The sequence below is a fragment of the Brevundimonas vesicularis genome (genome assembly GCF_027105095.1).
GTDB classification, from domain to species: domain Bacteria; phylum Pseudomonadota; class Alphaproteobacteria; order Caulobacterales; family Caulobacteraceae; genus Brevundimonas; species Brevundimonas vesicularis_E.
Window position 1 is genome coordinate 650,222 of record NZ_CP114278.1, and the last position, 18,695, is coordinate 668,916.

Consider the following 18,695-nt stretch of genomic DNA (forward strand, 5'->3'; position numbering starts at 1 on the left):
ACAAATCCAAACGGCGATAATCGCCTAAACAAGAAAGACGGAGAACCACAATGCATACGATGAACACCTCGATGTGGCTCGACAAGGTCGGCGCTGCTTTTGTCAGCACCGTTCTGATCGCCGCCCTGCCCACCGCCCTGGTCGTCACCCTGTTCCAAGCCCTTTGATCCCTCTCTTTTCGATCACTGGAGCTTTGACGACCTGCATGAAGACCGCGATGTATAGCGCCGCGCGCGGGTTCGCCGGACCCCGCGTGGCCATCGCCCCGCCTTCCCCGGCTTGAGATCACAAAGACCATGCGCCTGCCCCTGCCGCCAAATCTGCTGAAGCGAGGCGAGGCAAGTGTTCCGAGCTGGCTGGGCGCGCCGATCAAGGCGCTCGGCCCAGGTTCGGTGTCCAGCGTGCTGAAGGTGGTGCTGGACGTCGCCTATATCCTTCTCTGGCTGATAACCGGTGTCCTGCTGCTGCTGGTCATCGCCGCGATCTTCATTCCCCTGGACAATGTGAACATCACCGTCAGCGGGGATTCCGGCGGCAAGCAACTGCCGCTGACGCGCACCCTGCTGCTGTTCGGTTTGGGCGCCGCGACCGCCTACTTCGGCGGGTTCATGCTGATCCTGCGCAGCCTGCGCCGCATCATCCGCACCCTGACCATGGGCGACCCCTTCCAGCCCGATAACGTGCGCCGTCTGCGCCAGATCGGCCTGACCCTGGCGGTCGTGACCGGCGGCGTCTGGGTGGCCCAAGGCTTCGTCGCCAAGCGTCTGGCGCCCGGCGTGATGGACCCGCAGGGCTTCGGCGAACTGCTGACCCCCATCTTTTCCGTGCTCATCGTCTTCGTGCTGGCGGAGGTGTTCCGCGAGGGCGCGCGCCTGCGTCGCGAATCCGAACTGACGATCTGAGCCGTTTCGAAGTAGGAGTTCCGCATGGCCATCCGCGTCCAGCTCGACCGCGTCCTCGTGGAACGCCGCATGTCGTTGACCGAACTCGCCGACCGGGTCGGGGTGACGGTGGCGAACCTGTCGATCCTGAAGACGGGCAAGGCCCGCGCGGTTCGGTTCTCCACCCTGGACGCCCTGTGCCGCGAGCTGGACTGCCAGCCCGGTGACTTGCTGGCGCATGAGCCCGGCCCAGGCGACACCATCGAGGACGACGGCGAGGCATGAGGCGAAAGGGCCCGAGCCGTGATGAGAACGGACTGACGCCCGAAGACCGTCGCATCTGGACCCGTGTGGCCGGATCGGTCGTGACGCCGAGGACGCGCAAGGCCGCCCGCGTCACGCCCGGCGCCGAAACTCCGCCCGAGATCGTAGTGACGCCGATCGAGCGCCCGCGCCTCCTGATCAAGGCGTCTCCCAAACGCACCGCTCTCGCGCCGCCGGCGGAAAAAGCGACCCTCGCCGAACAAGCCCAAGCCCGCGCCCGAGGATCTGGAGCCGCGCCGCAAGCAGCGGCTGTCGCGCGAGCGCGACCCCATCGAGGCGCGCATCGACCTGCATGGGTTCGGCCGGTTCGAGGCTGAGGATCAGCTTCGAGGCTTCCTGATATCCTGCCAGTCGCGCGGAATGCGGGCGGTGCTGGTCATCACCGGTCAGGGTCGGATGGGCGGCGGGGTGATCCGGTCGGCCTTTGCGGAATGGATGCATTCGCCCGCACTGCGCGGCGTGGTGTCGGGCTTCACCATCGCCCACCAGAAGCACGGTGGAAACGGCGCCTTCTACGTCACCCTGAAACGCCGGACCTGACGCTCACGAAAAAGGCCGGGCCCGCGCTGGCAGACCCGGCCTTTCGAAAAGCGGCTTTGCTCTGGCCTATTTGGCGGCGATGGCGCCGGCCAGGATCACGTCGATCTGCTTGCCCATGTGGTCCGACAGGGCCTGCGCGTCCCATTCGTCATAGGCGGCGCGGCGATAGTTCGACAGATAGGCGTCCCAGATCAGCTCGACCAGCAGGCGGCTGTCGGCGTCCTTGGACAGTTCGCCCTTGGCCACCGCATCCTGAAGGATGTTGCTGATGGCGAGCAGCAGATTCTTGGTCGCGGCACGGGCTCGCATTTCGGCGGCCAGGGGCTGGAACCACGAGCGCGCCACGATGGCCTGGAACAGGGGCAGTTGATCCAGCGACGAGTGATAGCCCGCGCTCAGCGCGCTGACGAGGCGCTGGCGGACGGGCTCGCCTTCGGGCGCCGCGGCCTCGACCACCTCGGCCAGACGCGTCATGTCCTCGGTCAGGACCGCTTCGAACAGCTCGGCCTTGTCCTGGAAGTTGGCGAAGACGGCGCCGGTGGACATGCCCGCGCCCTTGGCGATGTCGCGGATCGTGGCGGGCTCATAGCCGCGCTCGGCGAAGAGCGAGCGGGCGGCGTCCAGAACCTTTTGTCGCGTGCGGATCTTGGCGGCCTGGCGGCGGTTCAAGCGGGGCTCGACAGCGAGGGAGGCGACGGTATCTGTCATATAATCAGGCTTTTACTCTACTTTCGGTCTCTGGTCGGGGCGGGCCCGGCAGCGACCTCGAATGAATATCTGAGCCCTTGGATCGAACCGAAAGGGCGCTTCTGCTCCGCAGATGCAGTCATGGAGAGGCGCGCTTGCATCACGGAACCATGACGAAAATGGGTCCGGCGACGGTCTGTAAGGGGCTTCCTTTACTCCGCCGCGGGATCAACGCGCGTCGGGCGTAGCGTGTGGCGCAGCGCGCGGCTGGGGCGATTGCGACGTTCGACCGGGATGGCCGACTGGAAGGCCTTGCGAAACTGATCGCGACGTTCGTGGACCGAGGCGAGCACCAGCCCCATGGGCACGCCCAAGTCGACCAGGGTGTTTTCGGCGAGCTGCAGACTGGCCTCGGTCGTCTCCGGCACGGCGTCGGTGACGCCCAGTCCATACAGCCGAATGGCGTGCTGATCGTCACGAGCGCGGGCGATCAGGATCAGGTCGTCGCGCATCGACCGCGCCGTGGTGACGACTTCGTCCACCTTGGTCGGCGCGTCCATGGTGACGATCAGGGCGCGGGTGGACTGAACGCCGCAGTGCTGGAGCATCTCGCGCCGCCCCGCATCGCCATAGAAGACATCGAATCCGTCACGACGGCCGGCGGCGACCGCGCCCGCATCGGTGTCCAGGGCGATGAAGGGCTGATCGTGCGCCTTCAGCATTTCCCCGATCAACCGGCCGACGCGGCCGAAGCCGACGATGATGACAGCGCCGTCGGCCGCCTCCAGCTTTGGAAGCTCGACGGGCTGGCCTGCGGCGGACGACTTGCGCGCCAACTTCTGGCCCAGCAGGGCGAGCAGGGGGATCGAAAAGATGCTGACGGTCGCCGACAGGGCCACGGTGTTGGTCAGCTGCGGCGGCGCGAGGCCTTCGACCAGGCCGGTTGCGAAGACCACGAAGGCGAACTCGCCCGCCGGAGCCAGAACGAGCGCCGTCTCCAGCGCCGGGCGGGCGCCCAGGCCCCAGAAACGCGCCAGGCTGAAGATGACGCCGGTCTTCACGACCGTCAGGGCCAGGGCCAGGCCGAAGACGCCGACCGGATCGGCGGCGATGGCGTCCAGATCCAGACCCAGCCCGACGCCGACGAAGAAGACGCCCAGCAGAAGCCCCTTGAACGGTTCGATGGAAACCTCGACCTCGCGCCGGAACTCGGTCTCGGCCAGCAGCACGCCGGCTAGAAGCGCGCCGATGCTCATCGACAGGCCGCTGGCCTGGGCGGCGAGACCGGCCCCGACCACCACCAGCAGCGAGGCGGCGACGAACAGTTCGCCGCCCTGAGCGGCCTTGCGCGCCTTGGCCACCGACCGGAACATCGGCCGCAGCACGACCCGCCCCAGCAACACCATCAGACCCAGGCCGATGGCGGCCGGAACCAGGGTGAACAGGGCGCGCCCAAGGATGGCCGGATCCAGCGCGCCGCCCTGCTGGGCCAGGGCCGCCAGGACGGTGACGGTGATCAGGATCGGGGCCACCGACAAATCCTGGGCCAGCAGAATGGCGAAGGTGGAACGGCCGACGGTCCCCTTCAGCCGCCCCCGCTCGGCCAGCACAGGCATGACCACGGCCGTTGAGGACAGGGCCAGCCCCATGCCCAGCACCACGGCGCTGGCCAGGGTCTGGCCCATCAGCATGAAGCCGCCCGCCAGCACGGCGGTGCAGACGACGACCTGCATCAGGCCCAGGCCGAACACGAGACGGCGCATGGCGCGCAGCCGCTCCCACGACAGCTCCAGACCGATCATGAACAACAGGAAGGCGACGCCCAGTTCCGACAACTGCGCCAGCTGGCCCGGATCGCCGATGGTCAGCCACGACAGCCAGGACAGGCTTTGCGCGAACCGGCCCAGGCCGTCCGGCCCCAGCAAAACGCCCGCAGCGAGGAAGCCCAGGACGGGGCTGACCTTCAGCCGATTGACCAGGGGCACGATGACGCCGGCGGCCGCCAGAAAGACCACCAGATCCTTATAGTCGCCGCCCTGACCGTGCATCCGCCCTCCTTGCGTCCACGTATCTGACCCTGATCTCGGCGCTGTGGCGAGAGGCCGCATCGGAATCATGAACTTTTTTTAAGGCGACACCCCCCCTCGCGGGATTAGGGTCCGCGCCGAGCCATCCAAATGCCGGGTGGGAACAGGGACATAGTGATGAAACGTCTGCTTATCGGGGCCGCCGTCGGCGCCCTTCTTCTGCCCGCCAGCACGGTTCTGGCTCAGGATATCGGTCACGACCACGCCTGCATCGACGACGCTTGCACCATCGTTTCGCTGTTCTCGGGCGAAGAGACGGCGGCCGGCTGGCAGGGGACAGAGGCGCCCCGCTACGGAACCTGGGGCTTCGACATGGCCGGCCGCGACACCTCGGTGAAGCCGGGCGACGACTTCTTCCAATACGCCAACGGCAAGGCGCTGGAAAAGCTGGTCATTCCGTCGGACCGCACCAGCTACGGCTCGTTCGCCCTGCTGCGCGAACTGTCGGACAACCGCATGAAGGAACTGGTGCTGGGCCTAGCCAACCGCACCGATCTGGCGCCCGGATCGGATGAGGCCAAGGTCGCTGACGCCTATCGCTCCTACATCGACGAGGCGCGGATCGAGCAGTTGGACGCCCAGCCGCTGCAACCCTATCTGGCCGCGATCCGCGCCGCCGACAGCCATGACAAGATGGCCGTCTATATGGGCCAGACGGTCGGCCGCTTCGGCTCGTCCTTCTTCGGCACCGGCATCACCATCGATGCGAAACAGCCCACTCGCTACGTCGTCTCGACGGGCCAGTCGGGCATCGGCCTTCCGAACCGCGACTACTATCTGGACGCCCGCTACGCGGACAAGAAGCACCTTTACACGACTTATGTCGGTCAAATCCTGGCTATGGCGGGGTGGGACAAGCCGTTCACCACGGCCGCCGAGATCGTCGAACTCGAAACCAAGATCGCTGAAGCCCACTGGACCCCGGTCGAGAACCGCAACCGCGACCGGACCTACAACGAGTTCACCATCGCCAAACTAGCCGAGGACGCGCCGGGCTTTGACTGGCAGGCCTATTACGACGCCGCCAAGCTGGGCGGCGTGCCGCGCCTGATCGTGCGTCAGGATACGGCCATGCCCAAGATTGCGGCCATCTACGCTGAGACGCCGGTCGAACTTCTGCAGGCCTGGCAGGCTTTCCACACCGCCGACGACATGGCGCCCCTCATGTCGAAACGCTTCGCAGATGCCCAATGGGCGTTCCGTTCGCGCGACCTGTCGGGTCAGCCTGAGCAGAGGACTCGTGAAAAGCGCGCGATCTCCTTCGCCGAAGGGTCGCTGGGCGAGGCTACGGGCCGGCTCTACGTCGCCCAGTATTTCCCGGCCGAATCCAAGGCCAAGATGGAAGAGTTGGTCGCCAATCTGCGCACCGCCCTGTCGCACCGGATCGACAACCTGACCTGGATGGGGACTGAGACGAAGGCGGCGGCGCAGGAGAAGCTGCGCAAATTCACCGTCAAGATCGGCTATCCCGACAAGTGGCGTGACTACTCCGGTCTGGATATCCGCGCGAACGACCTGGTCGGCAACGCCGAGCGCCGCGGCCTGTTCGAGTGGAACTATGATCTGGCCCGTCTGAACGAGCCGGTCGACAAGTCGGAGTGGGGCATGACCCCGCAGACCGTTAACGCCTACTACAACTCGGCCAACAACGAGATCGTCTTCCCGGCCGCGATCCTGCAGCCGCCCTTCTTCGATCCGAACGGCGATGCGGCGGTCAACTATGGCGGCATCGGCGGCGTGATCGGCCATGAGATCGGCCACGGCTTCGACGACCAGGGCTCCAAGTCCGATGGCGACGGCGTGCTGCGCAACTGGTGGACGCCGGAAGACAAGGCCAACTTCGAGGCCCTGACGGCGCGTCTGGGCGCGCAATATGCGACCTACGAGCCGATCGCGGGCTATCACATCAACCCTGGCCTGACGATGGGCGAGAACATCGGCGACGCGTCTGGCGTGGCCGTCGGTCTTGAGGCCTATCACCTGTCGCTGAACGGCCAGCCGGCGCCCGTGATCGACGGAACGACCGGCGACCAGCGCTTCTTCTATGGCTGGGCTCAGGTCTGGCAGTCGAAGTACCGCGACGAGGCGCTGAAGCAGCAGGTCGCCACCGACCCGCACTCGGCCGCCCAGTTCCGCGTCATCGGTCCGCTGCGCAACGTCGACGCCTGGTACGACGCCTTCGACGTTCAGCCGGGCACGAATTACTATCTGACGCCCGAGGAACGCGTTCGTCTCTGGTAAGGCGACTTTTGTCCCAGAATGGAAAGGCCGGGGTTCGCCCCGGCCTTTTTCATATCGAGACCGGGCTGCTCGATCTCGACGCCCCATCGAGAATTGGTCGAGGTTCCAGGGCAGTTTGTCTGGGCTTCAGACGCGAAAAAGCCCGCTGCGGGGGATACATCGCAGCGGGCTTTCGCGCTCTTTAAAGAGCGGACGTTTCCTCCCCGAAACGCCTTCGAGTGCTGCGCGCTTGAGCAACGCTTGCCCTCGAGTGAGGTCATTTGACGCAAGGGCCGGTCGGTCGTCAACGGCCGGTTTGGCAAGAGTCGAACTTTCTTCGACTTATCACTGATAACCCATTTCAGAGGCGCGTCATTATCGAGGCTTATTCGATAATGGACTTGATGGCGGCGACCAGGCCTTCGCGGCGTATCTTCATTTGGCCGGGGCGTTCCGCCTTCCAGGCGTCGTTGTCCGTGATGGCGGCGGCGGCGGCGCGGCCGGCGTCCAGATCCTTGATCGTGACCTCGCCGACGGCGATTTCGTCGCCGCCCAGAATGACGACAGCCGGGGCGCCGCGTCGGTCGGCGTATTTCATCTGCGCCTTCATGCCGGCGCGACCCAGATAAAGCTCGGCGGCGATTCCGGCGGCGCGCAGTTCGGCGACGGCGGTCAGATAATGAGCCATGTCGTCCTCGGAGAAGACGATGACGACCACGGGGCCGCGCACGGCATCCTCGGCGCCCCGTCCCGCCGCGCGCAGGGCCGAGGCCAGGCGCGAGACGCCGAAGGAGAAGCCGGTCGCCGGCGTGCTCTGACCGGTGAAGCGGGCGACCAGATCGTCATAGCGGCCGCCGCCGCCGATCGAGCCGAAGCGGACGGGAAGACCCTTGTCGTCAACCGTGTCGAGCAGCAGCTCGGCCTCAAAGACGGCACCGGTGTAATATTCCAGGCCGCGCACAATGGTCGGATCGAACTTCACGGCGTCCTGGCGGACCGACATGGCGGCCAGCGCCCGGTCGATGGCGGCCAGCTCGTTCAGCGCCGCCTCGCCCGCCGCGCCGAGGTCGCCGGAGCGGGCGACCGCGTCCAGCGTCTCGGCCCGCGACAAGCCGGGCGTGTTGGCCGAGGCTAGAAACGCCTCGATGGCGGCCGTGACCTTGGCGGGCAGTTGGGCGCCCTTGGTGTAGTCGCCCGAGTCGTCCAGACGCCCTTCGCCCAGCAGTTGGACCACGCCTTCCCAGCCCAGGCGGTCGAACTTGTCGATGGCGCGAAGCGCCGTCAGCCGTTGACCGGCCTCGGTCACGCCGCCGGCGTCGAACAGGCCGTCGAACAGCTTGCGGTTCGAAACGCGGATCTGGGCCTGGCCGGTGTCCAGCCCGGCGGCGCGCAGGCCTTCGCAGCCCATGGCGATGATCTCGGCGTCGGCTTCGGGCCGGTCCGAGCCGACGGTGTCGGCGTCGCACTGCCAGAATTCGCGGAATCGGCCGGGGCCGGGCTTTTCATTGCGCCAGACGGGGCCATAGGCATAGCGGCGGAACGGCTTGGGCAGGGTCTCCCAGGTCTGGGCGGCGAACCGGGCCAGGGGCGCGGTGTGGTCGTAGCGCAGCGCCATCCAGTCGCCCGGCTCGTCCGATCCGGCGTCGTCCTGAAGCGCGAAGACGCCCTCGTTGGGACGGTCGGCGTCGGGCAGGAACTTGCCCAGCGCATCGGCATATTCGAAGGCCGGCGTCTCCAGCGGCTCGAAGCCCCACCGCTCGTAAACCTCGGACACGCGCGCGACGATGCGCCGCTCGGCGGTCAGGTCGCGGCCGCGCTTGTCGGCGAAGCCGCGCGGGTTGCGGGCGAGGGGGCGGGGAGGCGCGGCGTCGGTCATGGCGCGCGCTTAAGCCAAGGCGCCCTTGATCGCAAATTCTCCACCACAGCTGACCTACGAGAAGCGTCCGTCGGTGTCGCGCAATGGTCTGTTCTTAAAGACGAAATCCTTATGCCGACGGAACTGCTATGCGGATTTTTCGTTGATGGCGCATGACGCCCCACGCTCTTCTCGTTCCGCGCACTTGCAACACCTCCGATCGCCGCACGATCCGGTGGTGGGAGTGCGAACTGATCGACGAGGCCGGTTCGCGGCGCGTTCAGAACCAAGCCTTCTTCTCGATCCGCGAGGCGCGATCGTGGGCGACCGCCCAAGGCTATCCCATCAGCGACGACGCCGCCTCAGCGGCCGAGCTTTGATGTCGGACGTCGCGCCGAGCGGCGTTCTGACCGCCGAAGCTTTCGATACGCCCCGTATCCTGCTCGCCGGCGCGGTCGATTACGCCATGTACGAGAGGTTCCGTCAGCAGATGGCGGAAGCACCCGACACCGGCCTGACCGTCATCGAACTGTCGACCCTGGGCGGTGATCCGGAAGTGGCGCGCATGATGGGCGAGGATGTGCGCTTTCAAAGCGACATCAATCCGTCGCGCCGACTGGTCTTTCTGGGCAAGGCGGCGATCTATTCCGCCGGCGCCACCTTCATGAGCTTCTTTGCGGTGGAGAACCGCTATCTGACGCGCGGCGCGCGGGTGATGATCCACGAGCGCAAGATGGACACGCAGTTGCACGTCAGCGGTCCGTTGACGACCTGCATCGCTTCGGTCCACGCCATGCTGAATGAGCTGGAACACTCCATCGCCATCCAGAACGAAGGCTTCGAGAACCTGGTACGCGGATCGTCGGTGACCATGGAGGAGGTGCTGAAACGCGCCCCCGCCAACTGGTATATCGAGGCCCAGGAGGCCAAGGCTCGCGGTCTGATCGCCGAAGTGATCTGACCCACCCGGCAAATCAGGCCTGGAGCGTTTCCACGGTCAGATTGCCGTTGGTGTAGACGCAGATTTCGGCGGCGATCTTCATGGCCTTGCGGGCGACCTGTTCGGCGTCCAACTCCGTTTCCTCGATCAGCGCGCGGGCGGCCGACAGGGCGTAGTTGCCGCCCGAACCCACGGCGGCGACGCCATACTCCGGCTCCAGCACATCGCCGACGCCGGTCACGGTGAAGATGGACGACTTGTCCGCCACAAGTAGCATGGCCTCCAGCCGGCGCAGATAGCGGTCGGTACGCCAATCCTTGGCGAGGTCGACGCAGGCGCGCGCCAGCTGATCGGGATATTGCTCCAGCTTGGCTTCCAACCGCTCGATCAGGGTGAAGGCGTCGGCCGTGGCGCCGGCGAACCCCGCCAGAACCTTGCCGCCCGCGAGGGTCCGCACCTTGCGCGCCGCGCCCTTGACGATGGTCGGGCCCATCGAGACCTGTCCGTCGCCGGCGATCACGGTGCGTCCGTTCTTGCGCACCGCCAGAATGGTGGTGCCGTGCCAGTCGGGGAAGTTGGATGCGGTCTGGGTCATGACGATCAGATGGCGTGGCGGACGGTCGGCATCAAGTCTGTCGCGCCTATGGATAACGCCGTCTTATTTTGACCCCAATATTGGCTAGAAGGCGCAATCCAATTTCGCGGATCTTTGATATCGAGGGCCAAGCTTTGCTTTATCGCGTCGTTTTCGTGAGTGAAGTGATCGGTGGCGTGAACCACACGCTTCAGGCGCTCGCTGAAATCCTGGGCGTGTCGGAGCGGAACAATCGCCGGGATCACATCGGTAGCGCCATGCTGTTCCACGAAGGCGAGGCTGCACAGATGATCGAGGGTGCGCGCGCGGACGTAGATCGGCTGATGTCGCGTCTTTGGAACGACCCACGCCACTGCAACATCCGTGTGCTGGATGATCGCCCGGTCATGCAGCGACGGGTACAAGAGCCCGCGCGCCTGTGCGCCCTCAGCACCCAACAGGCCGCCGACATTCTGCGTGGCCGGCGCCTGAGCGATCTGTCCAGCGCGGGTCTGGAAAAGCTGCTGTTGTGCGAACACGTGCGGATGGCCGCCTGAGGCGATAGGCGCCACGCCCCTCGCGCCGGAACCTCTGCGGCGCTAGATAGGGCGGTGATCTTTTCCGAAGACGAAGTCGAACGCTATGCGCGCCATCTGGTCCTGTCCGAAATTGGAGGGCCGGGGCAGCAGGCGCTGAAGCGCGCGCGGGTGCTGATCGTTGGCGCGGGCGGCGTGGGGTCGCCGGCGGCGCTCTATCTGGCGGCGGCGGGCGTGGGGACGCTGGGCCTGATCGACGACGATGGGGTGGGCCTGTCCAATCTGCAGCGGCAGATCGCCTTTTCGACGGCGCAGGTCGGCCGGTCGAAGGTCGAGGCGGCGGCGGAACGGCTGGTCGGCCTCAATCCGCATGTCGCGGTCGAAACCTTCGCCGAGCGGATCACTGCCGAGAATGCGGCTGCGCGGATCGGAGCCTTCGATATCGTTCTGGATGGGACCGACGATTTCCAGACCCGGCTGTGGGTCAATGCGGCCTGCGTTGCGGCGGGCAAGCCGCTGGTGTCGGGGGCGCTGGGCCGCTGGAACGGGCAGATCGGGGTGTTTGCGGGCAAGCCCTGCTATCAATGCTTGGTGCCCGAGGTTCCGCCGGATGCGGAAACCTGTGCGCGCGTCGGCGTGGTGGGCGCCCTGACCGGCGTGATCGGGTCAATGGCGGCGCTGGAGGTCATCAAGCTGATCACCGACGCGGGCGAGGCCCTGAGGGGACGGCTCATGCTTTATGACGGTCTGGCGGGCTCGGCGCGGACCGTCCGGGTCGCCGCCGATCCGGAATGCCCGGTCTGCGGCGCCTGACGATCAGGCGGCTGTCGCGAAACGGATGTCGGTCAGATCCAAGTCAGGCAGCGGCGGGGCAAAGCCCAGCGCCGGGTTGCTTAGCACCGTCACCAGACGCTCGCCGCAATAGAGATACAGGGTCTCGAACCCGACCCAGTTGCGGGCGATCGCCTCAAGCGCCTGATTGGCCGCCGTGTCGTTAGTCGCGTCGAGGACGCAGATGTCCCGCACCGGAACGCCGGGCAGGTTGACGATGCAGTAGTAGGAGTCCAACGCACACTTCCTCGATCAGGACGCCGGAAACGAAGCGCGTTTACGACGGTTCCTCCCCTGCCAGCGGTTTTCGACAGCCGTGTGAGTTCGGTCCGACAGACTTGTGAAAAGGAGGCCCGATGGCCCGACGTCCCGCCTCGCCCAAACGGCTGAACGCCGCAAATCTCAGCGGCTTAGGGGCTGAGCGTCTGGGCGAACTGCTGATGCAGGCGGCGGATGCGGATGCGATTCTGAAGCGGCGGCTCAGGCTGGTGATGGCGGCCGAGGCGGGGCCGGATCTGCTGGCTCTGGAAATCGACAAGCGATTGACGACCATCGCCGCCAGCCGCGCGCGCGTGTCGTGGCGAAAGCGGCCGGACCTGCTGCGCGATCTGGAGATTCTGCGGGCTGCAATCGTCGAGGACCTGGCCGAGGCTGCGCCGGCGATGGGGTTGGAGCGATTGATCGGCTGGTTCGATCTGTTTCGCGGCCTGGCGACGCGGGTCAAGGATCAGAAGGGCGAACTGGCCGACGCGTTCGAAACGGCGGCCGCGGACATGTGGCGGATCGCCGAGGCTGCGGTTCGGACGGACGAGAGCACAGTGGGTCTGCTGGCGGAGGCGGTGGCGCGGCAACCGCTCGAATACGCCCGTTGGATCGGCGCGGGCGGCGATGATTTGACGGCGGACCTGGCCAAGAGGCTGCTGGGTCATCTCGATACCGCATCCAACGCGCGCGGCATGCGGACGGTCGTCCGACGGCTGGCCGACCGGGCGGGCGATCTGGACCTGTGGCTGTCGATGACGACGCTGGAGGAGCGAGGTTCGCCGGATTTTGCGGCGGTGATGGCCAAGCGGCTGCTGGTCGCTGATCGCATTCCAGAAGCGCGCCTCGCGTTGGAGGCGGCGCTGAAACCGTCGGCGAGCAACCGGCGCTGGACCTTCGGGCGATTGCCGCAGGCCGGACCGCCGGTCCTGACGCCGGCATGGGAGGCGACCTCGATCGACCTGCTGGAAGCCGAGGGCCGCAAGGAAGAGGCGCAGGAGCTGCGCTGGGCGATGTTCGAACGCGACCTGTCCGCGCCGTTGCTGCGGGCCCATCTGGCGCGCCTGCCGGACTTCGACGATGTGGAGGCGCTGGATCGCGCCCTGGCCCATGCCGCGACCTATGCCGACGTCGAGACGGCGCTGGGTTTTCTGATGGACTGGCCCGCGCACCGCGAAGCCGCCGCCCTGGTCGAGCGCCGCATTCGCGAGGTGCGCGCGCCGCTGCCGCTCAAGGCCGACTGGGCGGCGCGGCTGGCGCAAAAATATCCCGATGCGGCCGAGCGGTTGCTGGCTGCGCCCTAAAGCATTGCGGGGATGACCCGATCCGGCGGGCGGTGGCCGTTCTGATAGGTCATGACGTTGGCGATGACGCGGTCGCCCATGTCCTGGCGCGCTTCCAGGGTGGCGGAACCCAGGTGGGGCAGGAGCACGACATTGGACTGACCCAACAGGCCATGATGGATCGCGGGCTCGTTCTCGAACACGTCCAGGCCGACGCCGGAAAGGGCGCGCATGGCCACCGCTTGGGCCAGGGCCGCCTCGTCGATCAGCTCGCCGCGGGCGGTGTTGATCAGGATGGCGTGGGGCTGGAGCCGGGTCAGGCGTTCGGCCGACAGCAGATGGTGGGTGTCCTTCGTCGCCGGACAGTTCAGCGAGACGATGTCCATCCGCGCCAGCATCTGGTCCAGATCGTCCCAGTAGGTCGCGCCCAGCTCTTCCTCGATCAGGGCGGGAACGGGCTTGCGATTGTGATAGTGGACCTGAAGCCCGAAGGCCTTGGCGCGCCGGGCCAGGGCCTGGCCGATCCGGCCCATGCCGACGATGCCCAGCCGCTTGCCCCACAGTTTGCGTCCGCACATCCAGGTCGGGGTCCAGCCCTCGAACCGTCCCTCGGCCACCACCTGGGCGCCCTCGACGATGCGGCGGCTGACGGCCAGGATCAGGCTCATGGCCAGGTCGGCGGTGTCCTCGGTCAGGACGCCGGGGGTGTTGGTGACGATGACGCCGCGCGCCACGGCCGCCTCGACGTCGATATGGTCCACACCGGCGCCGAAGTTGGCGATCATCTTCAACTGCTCGCCTGCGCCATTGATCAGGTCGGCGTCGATGACGTCGGTGATGGTCGGCACCAGAATCTCGGCGCGCTGGACGGCGGCCTGCAAGGCGGCGCGGTCCATCGGCTGATCCTTCAGGTTCAGCTCGGCGTCGAACAGCTCGCGCATCCGCGTTTCGACCGCGTCGGGCAGGCGTCTGGTTAATACGACCTTAAGCTTGCGGGGGGACATTCTCGGCCTTGGTTAGCGGGCGGCGATTCAGACGGATCAAGGCCCGCGCGACGGGTCGTTCCAATCCAGTGTCTAGCAAAGCCGCCGCCATCTTCCAAAGCCTGCGACGCCGCATCGCCCTCGTTGGAGCCGTTCTCGGCCTCGGCGTGATGGCCAGCGCCGGCGCGACCATGCCCGACGGCCGCCCGACGCCCACCGGGCTTGAGGTGCCGCGCTGGATTTCGCTGAAGTCCTCCCACGTCCGCGCGCGCCAGGGGCCGGGCCTGGATTATCCGATCCTGTGGGAATACCGGGCCGCCGGCCTGCCGGTTCAGGTGATCGCCGAGACGACCGAATGGCGCAAGATCTGCGACCCGGACGGCGCCGTGGCCTGGATTCACCGCACGGTGTCATCGGGCCGGCGCTATGTCTTCAACACCACGGCCCAGGAAGTGCCGATCCGGTCGGGCCGATCCGAGACGGCGTCGGTGCGCGCGCGCCTGTCGCCGCGCGCCCTGGTGATGCTGGACGAATGCGAAGAGGGATGGTGCAAGGTCCGGGCGCGACGACTGGAGGGTTTCGTGGCCCAGCGGGCGGTGTTCGGCACCCAGGAGCGGGCGCTGTGCAACGCCAATCGCCCCGCGGGCACGGGTCGCAACTGACCGCACGCTGTTGAGCGAAGCGGCGCGGTCGTGTAACCCGCGCGCAACGTATCAAGAAACGGAAGCGCCTTGACCCAGTCCCAATATCCTTCGTCCTTCGATCATGAGGCCCTGCTGGCCTCGGGCCGCGGCGAGCTGTTCGGTCCCGGCAACGCCCAGCTGCCCGCCCCGCCGATGCTGATGTTCGACCGCATCACCACGATCAATGCGGACGGCGGCGAGCACGGCAAGGGCTATGTCGAGGCCGAACTCGACATCCATCCCGAGCTCTGGTTCTTCCAGTGCCACTTCATCGGCGACCCCGTCATGCCGGGCTGCCTGGGCCTGGACGCCATGTGGCAGCTGGTCGGCTTCTATCTGGGCTGGATCGGCGGTCCCGGTCGCGGCCGCGCCCTGGGCGTCGGCGAGGTCAAGTTCACCGGCCAGGTCACCCCGGACATCAAGAAGGTGGTCTATAAGATCAACCTAAAACGCGTCATCAACCGCAAGCTGGTCATGGGCATCGCCGACGGCGTGCTGGAGGCCGACGGCCAGGTCATCTACACCTGCAACGACATGCGGGTCGGCCTGTTCGGCGCCAAGGATGAGGCGGCGGGCGGTTAACGCCCCTATATAACCGCGAACAAGGCGGACGGTCCTCGGACCAGGAAGCATCAAGAAGGAAACACCATGCGTCGTGTCGTCGTCACCGGCCTGGGCATCGTCTCTTCCATCGGCCACGGCGCCGAGGAGGTCACCCAGTCCCTGCGCGAAGCCCGTTCGGGCGTCGTTCATGCCCCCGACCACGCCAAATACGGCTTCCGCAGCCAGGTCTGGGCGCCGCCCAAGATCGGTCCGTGGGAAGAACTGGTCGACCGTCGCGCCGCGCGCTTCCTGGCCAACGGCACCGCCTGGGGCCACATCGCCTTCGAAGAGGCTCTGAAGTCGTCGGGCATGACGGCGGATGAGATCAAGGATGACCGGATCGGCCTGATCGTCGGCGAGGGCGGCCCTTCGACTCAGGTGATCCTGCAGGCGGCCGCGATCACGGTCGAAAAGGGCGCGCCCAAGCGCATCGGCCCGTTCGCGGTGCCCAAGGCGATGGCGTCGGGCCCGTCGGCGGTGCTGTCGACCTGGTTCCAGATGCGCGGCATCAACTATTCGATCAGCTCGGCCTGCGCGACGTCGGCCCACTGCATCGGCGCCGGTGTCGAACAGATCCAGTGGGGCAAGCAGGACGTGGTCTTCGCCGGCGGCTGCGAGGACATCGACTGGTCCATGTCCAACATGTTCGACGCCATGGGCGCCATGTCGTCGGACTTTAACGACAATCCGTCGGTCGCCAGCCGCGCCTATGACGCCAACCGCGACGGCTTCGTCATCGCCGGCGGCGCGGGCATCGTGGTGCTGGAAGAATACGAGCGGGCCAAGGCGCGCGGCGCGACCATCTATGCCGAAGTCACCGGCTATGGCGCCAACGCCGACGGCTACGACATGGTCGCCCCCTCGGGCGAGGGCGCCCAGCGCTGCATGAAGATCGCGCTGGAACAGGCCGGCAATCCGACGATCGACTACCTGAATCCACACGGCACCTCGACGCCCGTGGGCGACGCCAAGGAGATGGAGGCCGTGCGCGCCGTCTTCGGCGACCAGATGCCGATGATCTCGTCGACCAAGTCGCTCACCGGCCACTCGCTCGGCGCAGCCGGCGCCCAAGAGGCCATCTACTGCCTGCTGATGATGAAGAACGGCTTCGCCGCCGAAAGCGCCCATATCGAAAATCTCGATCCGGCGTTCGAAGGCATGCCGATCCTGCGCCAGCGCCACGACGGCGAACTGACCCACGTCATGTCCAACAGCTTCGGCTTCGGCGGCACCAACGGTACGCTGATCCTGTCGAAGGTCTGATACGAGACCGTTCGGCTCCGTCATCCTAGGGGCAAGGCTGAGGATGACGAGACGGAAGTGAAATCGACGGCTTTGTTGCGCAGGCAAGCCCGCGATCATGCTTGCGCCGTCGATGTTTCCGTGATCGGCCGTTTACACGACCGGTTCTCACCCTTAGAGAGCGTCGCCGTGACGCAGCGCCTGACCAAAGCGATGACCCTGAAAACCACCGGCTTCGGCGGGGCGGTTTCGGGTGCGCGCACGGTCTAGCGACAACCCCGATCCCAAGCCCCGTCGATGCGCGGGGCGGTCGATCCGGCTGAACCCCGCGCCTCCACCCTTCCCAGGAGACGCCTTCATGTCCTTTTCCCCGTCCAATCCGCCCCATGTGGGCATCGTCGGCGCAACCGGCCTCGTCGGCGAGATGATGCGCGGCCTGTTGGCCGAGCGGAACTTCCCGCTGGCTTCGCTGCGCCTGTTCGCCTCGGCCCGGTCGGCGGGCAAGACCATCCGCTTCGGTGACAACGACATCGTGGTCGAGGATGCGGCGACGGCGGATTATGCCGGTCTGGACATCGTCTTCTTCTCGGCGGGGGGCGAGACGTCCAAGGCCCTGGCGCCCAAGGTGGCGGCCGCCGGGGCGGTGGTGATCGACAACTCTTCGGCTTGGCGCTCTGACCCCGAAGTGCCGCTGGTAGTCGCCGAGGTGAACCCCCACGCCTTGGCGCACCTGCCCAAGGGGATGATCGCCAACCCCAACTGCACCACCATGGCCGCCATGCCGGTGCTGAAGCCCCTGCACGACGCGGCGGGGCTGAAGCGTCTGACGGTCTCCACCTATCAGGCCGTCTCGGGCGGCGGGATCGAGGGCATTCGCGTGCTGGAGGACCAGTCGCGCGCTGCCGTGGGGCAGGGTGCGGCCCTGGCCCGCGACGGCGGGGCCGTGGACTTCGGCGCGCCCGAGAAGTGGGTCGTGCCGATCGCCGCCAACGTCGTGGCCCTGAACTACACGTTGGGCGAAGACGGCTATACCGACGAGGAGCTGAAGCTGCGCGACGAGAGCCGCAAGATCCTGGAAATCCCCGGCCTGCCGGTCTCAGGCACCTGCGTGCGGGTGCCGGTCTTCACCGGCCATTCGCTGTCGATCAATGTCGAGTTCGAGCGCCCGCTGTCGGCGGCTCAAGCGCTGAACCTGCTGGCCCAGGCGCCCGGCGTGGTGGTGACGGCCGTGCCGAATCCGCTGGAAGCATCGGGTCAGGACCCGGTCTTCGTCGGGCGTGTGCGCCCCGATCCGACCGTCGAGCACGGCTTGGCGCTGTTCGTCTCGAACGACAATCTGAGGAAGGGCGCGGCCCTGAACGCGGTCCAGATCGCCGAGGTGCTGGTGCAGCAGCGCGGCTGACTGGCGGATTCAGTCGTAGCGCACGCCGCTGAGATAGAGCCCTGCCGAGGGGGCGACGGGACCGCACCGCGCGCGGTCCTTCGCCTCCAGCGCGGCCTTGACGTCGCGGGCGCTCCAGCGACCCAGCCCCACCTCGACAAGTGTGCCGGCCATGGACCGAACCTGGCGGTGCAGGAAGCTGCGGGCCTGGAACACCAGATGTACCTCTTCGCCGAAGCGGGACACGCGCGCCACGTCCAGCGATTTGACCGGCGATTTGGACTGACAGCCGACGTCGCGGAAGGTGGTGAAGTCGTGATGGCCGACCAAGACCTGGGCCGCGTGGTGCATGGCCTCGGCGTCCAGGGTCTTCTTGACGTGCCAGACCCGGTCCCGTTCCAGCACCGGCTGGGGGCGGCGGTTCAGGATGCGGTACAGATAGCCCCTGCCGGTGGCGGAGAAGCGGGCGTGCCAGTCGGGATCAGGCGCGTGTTCAGCCGACAGGACGCAGACGTCCTGGCGCACAAGATGCGCGTTCATGGCGTTCAGCACCGTATCGACCGGCCAGTCACGTTCCAAATCGGCATGGACGACCTGGGCCGTCGCATGGACCCCGGTGTCGGTGCGGCCGGCGGCGGCGATGCGGATTCGTTCGCCGGAGAAGGCGTAAATGGCCGCCTCCAGCGCGCCCTGAACTGTCGGCTGGCCGTCCTGCGCCTGGAAGCCGTTGTAGGCCGTGCCGTCGTATTCGATAGTAAGTTTATACCTAGGCACTCAGGACTCC

General features: G+C 66.7%; 21 protein-coding genes. 14 read left to right on the forward strand and 7 right to left on the reverse strand.

Features of this window, described 5'->3' with window-relative positions:
• Positions 1–296 precede the first annotated feature (296 nt).
• The 3 genes from O2K97_RS03130 (at position 297) to O2K97_RS03140 (ending at position 1,745) form a co-directional block, all read left to right on the forward strand.
• Positions 297–902, forward strand: coding sequence for a DUF2975 domain-containing protein (locus O2K97_RS03130; RefSeq protein ID WP_269220408.1), 606 nt, complete (start codon positions 297–299; stop codon positions 900–902).
• A gap of 24 nt (positions 903–926) precedes the next feature.
• Complete coding sequence (locus O2K97_RS03135; protein WP_017504942.1) at positions 927–1,166, forward strand: helix-turn-helix domain-containing protein; 240 nt, start codon at positions 927–929, stop codon at positions 1,164–1,166.
• A gap of 378 nt (positions 1,167–1,544) precedes the next feature.
• Positions 1,545–1,745 (forward strand): Smr/MutS family protein, encoded by a 201-nt coding sequence (locus tag O2K97_RS03140; RefSeq protein WP_269221096.1) that lies wholly within the window; start codon positions 1,545–1,547, stop codon positions 1,743–1,745.
• A gap of 66 nt (positions 1,746–1,811) precedes the next feature.
• Here O2K97_RS03140 and O2K97_RS03145 read toward each other — a convergent pair whose 3' ends face one another.
• Positions 1,812–2,453 carry a TetR/AcrR family transcriptional regulator gene (locus O2K97_RS03145; RefSeq protein ID WP_039243898.1) on the reverse strand — a complete coding sequence of 214 codons (642 nt, stop codon included), beginning with the start codon at positions 2,451–2,453 and terminating at the stop codon, positions 1,812–1,814.
• 191 nt (positions 2,454–2,644) lie between these two features.
• Positions 2,645–4,480 (reverse strand): cation:proton antiporter, encoded by a 1,836-nt coding sequence (locus O2K97_RS03150; protein ID WP_269220409.1) that lies wholly within the window; start codon positions 4,478–4,480, stop codon positions 2,645–2,647.
• 156 nt (positions 4,481–4,636) lie between these two features.
• Between O2K97_RS03150 and O2K97_RS03155 the strand changes: the two genes are divergently transcribed.
• Complete coding sequence (locus O2K97_RS03155; protein ID WP_269220410.1) at positions 4,637–6,760, forward strand: M13 family metallopeptidase; 2,124 nt, start codon at positions 4,637–4,639, stop codon at positions 6,758–6,760.
• 364 nt (positions 6,761–7,124) lie between these two features.
• Here the strand turns inward: O2K97_RS03155 and hisS are convergent, their stop codons facing one another.
• Complete coding sequence (gene hisS / locus O2K97_RS03160; protein ID WP_269220411.1) at positions 7,125–8,615, reverse strand: histidine--tRNA ligase; 1,491 nt, start codon at positions 8,613–8,615, stop codon at positions 7,125–7,127.
• A gap of 152 nt (positions 8,616–8,767) precedes the next feature.
• Here hisS and O2K97_RS03165 point away from each other — a divergent pair, with 152 nt between their 5' ends.
• Together O2K97_RS03165 and O2K97_RS03170 are read left to right on the forward strand one after the other, a co-directional pair.
• Complete coding sequence (locus tag O2K97_RS03165; RefSeq protein WP_269220412.1) at positions 8,768–8,974, forward strand: hypothetical protein; 207 nt, start codon at positions 8,768–8,770, stop codon at positions 8,972–8,974.
• Entirely contained in the window at positions 8,974–9,555 is a 582-nt protein-coding gene (locus O2K97_RS03170; RefSeq protein ID WP_269220413.1) for a ClpP family protease, read from the forward strand. The genes O2K97_RS03165 and O2K97_RS03170 overlap by 1 nt, the downstream gene beginning before the upstream one ends.
• A gap of 13 nt (positions 9,556–9,568) precedes the next feature.
• Here the strand turns inward: O2K97_RS03170 and hslV are convergent, their stop codons facing one another.
• Complete coding sequence (hslV, locus tag O2K97_RS03175) at positions 9,569–10,129, reverse strand: ATP-dependent protease subunit HslV (RefSeq protein ID WP_112863320.1); 561 nt, start codon at positions 10,127–10,129, stop codon at positions 9,569–9,571.
• Positions 10,130–10,305: 176 nt separating this feature from the next.
• On the opposite strand from hslV, the gene O2K97_RS03180 reads away from it, so the two are divergent.
• Together O2K97_RS03180 and O2K97_RS03185 are read left to right on the forward strand one after the other, a co-directional pair.
• Positions 10,306–10,665 (forward strand): BLUF domain-containing protein, encoded by a 360-nt coding sequence (locus O2K97_RS03180; RefSeq protein ID WP_419466081.1) that lies wholly within the window; start codon positions 10,306–10,308, stop codon positions 10,663–10,665.
• A gap of 54 nt (positions 10,666–10,719) precedes the next feature.
• The gene (locus O2K97_RS03185) at positions 10,720–11,457 is read left to right on the forward strand and encodes a HesA/MoeB/ThiF family protein (protein WP_269220415.1); all 738 of its coding nucleotides are present in this window, start codon (positions 10,720–10,722) and stop codon (positions 11,455–11,457) included.
• Between the two features lie 3 nt (positions 11,458–11,460).
• Here the strand turns inward: O2K97_RS03185 and O2K97_RS03190 are convergent, their stop codons facing one another.
• On the reverse strand, positions 11,461–11,712 hold the full coding sequence (locus O2K97_RS03190; RefSeq protein ID WP_269220416.1) for a hypothetical protein: 252 nt from the start codon (positions 11,710–11,712) through the stop codon (positions 11,461–11,463).
• Positions 11,713–11,831: 119 nt separating this feature from the next.
• On the opposite strand from O2K97_RS03190, the gene O2K97_RS03195 reads away from it, so the two are divergent.
• On the forward strand, positions 11,832–13,040 hold the full coding sequence (locus O2K97_RS03195; RefSeq protein ID WP_269220417.1) for a DUF6880 family protein: 1,209 nt from the start codon (positions 11,832–11,834) through the stop codon (positions 13,038–13,040).
• Here O2K97_RS03195 and O2K97_RS03200 read toward each other — a convergent pair.
• Entirely contained in the window at positions 13,037–14,023 is a 987-nt protein-coding gene (locus O2K97_RS03200) for a 2-hydroxyacid dehydrogenase (protein ID WP_269220418.1), read from the reverse strand. The two genes, O2K97_RS03195 and O2K97_RS03200, sit on opposite strands and share 4 nt — an antisense overlap.
• A gap of 68 nt (positions 14,024–14,091) precedes the next feature.
• Here O2K97_RS03200 and O2K97_RS03205 point away from each other — a divergent pair, with 68 nt between their 5' ends.
• From O2K97_RS03205 to O2K97_RS03225, 5 genes are all read left to right on the forward strand, one after another.
• A complete protein-coding gene (locus O2K97_RS03205; protein ID WP_269220419.1) occupies positions 14,092–14,664 on the forward strand; it encodes an SH3 domain-containing protein in 573 nt (190 codons plus the stop codon).
• 69 nt (positions 14,665–14,733) lie between these two features.
• Complete coding sequence (gene fabA, locus O2K97_RS03210; protein ID WP_269220420.1) at positions 14,734–15,267, forward strand: 3-hydroxyacyl-[acyl-carrier-protein] dehydratase FabA; 534 nt, start codon at positions 14,734–14,736, stop codon at positions 15,265–15,267.
• A gap of 66 nt (positions 15,268–15,333) precedes the next feature.
• Positions 15,334–16,551 (forward strand): beta-ketoacyl-ACP synthase I, encoded by a 1,218-nt coding sequence (gene fabB, locus O2K97_RS03215; RefSeq protein ID WP_269220421.1) that lies wholly within the window; start codon positions 15,334–15,336, stop codon positions 16,549–16,551.
• 57 nt (positions 16,552–16,608) lie between these two features.
• The gene (locus O2K97_RS03220; protein ID WP_269220422.1) at positions 16,609–16,800 is read left to right on the forward strand and encodes a hypothetical protein; all 192 of its coding nucleotides are present in this window, start codon (positions 16,609–16,611) and stop codon (positions 16,798–16,800) included.
• Positions 16,801–16,888: 88 nt separating this feature from the next.
• Entirely contained in the window at positions 16,889–17,932 is a 1,044-nt protein-coding gene (locus O2K97_RS03225; RefSeq protein ID WP_269220423.1) for an aspartate-semialdehyde dehydrogenase, read from the forward strand.
• Between the two features lie 9 nt (positions 17,933–17,941).
• Here the strand turns inward: O2K97_RS03225 and truA are convergent, their stop codons facing one another.
• Positions 17,942–18,685 carry a tRNA pseudouridine(38-40) synthase TruA gene (truA, locus tag O2K97_RS03230; protein ID WP_269220424.1) on the reverse strand — a complete coding sequence of 248 codons (744 nt, stop codon included), beginning with the start codon at positions 18,683–18,685 and terminating at the stop codon, positions 17,942–17,944.
• Between the last annotated feature and the right edge of the window lie 10 nt (positions 18,686–18,695).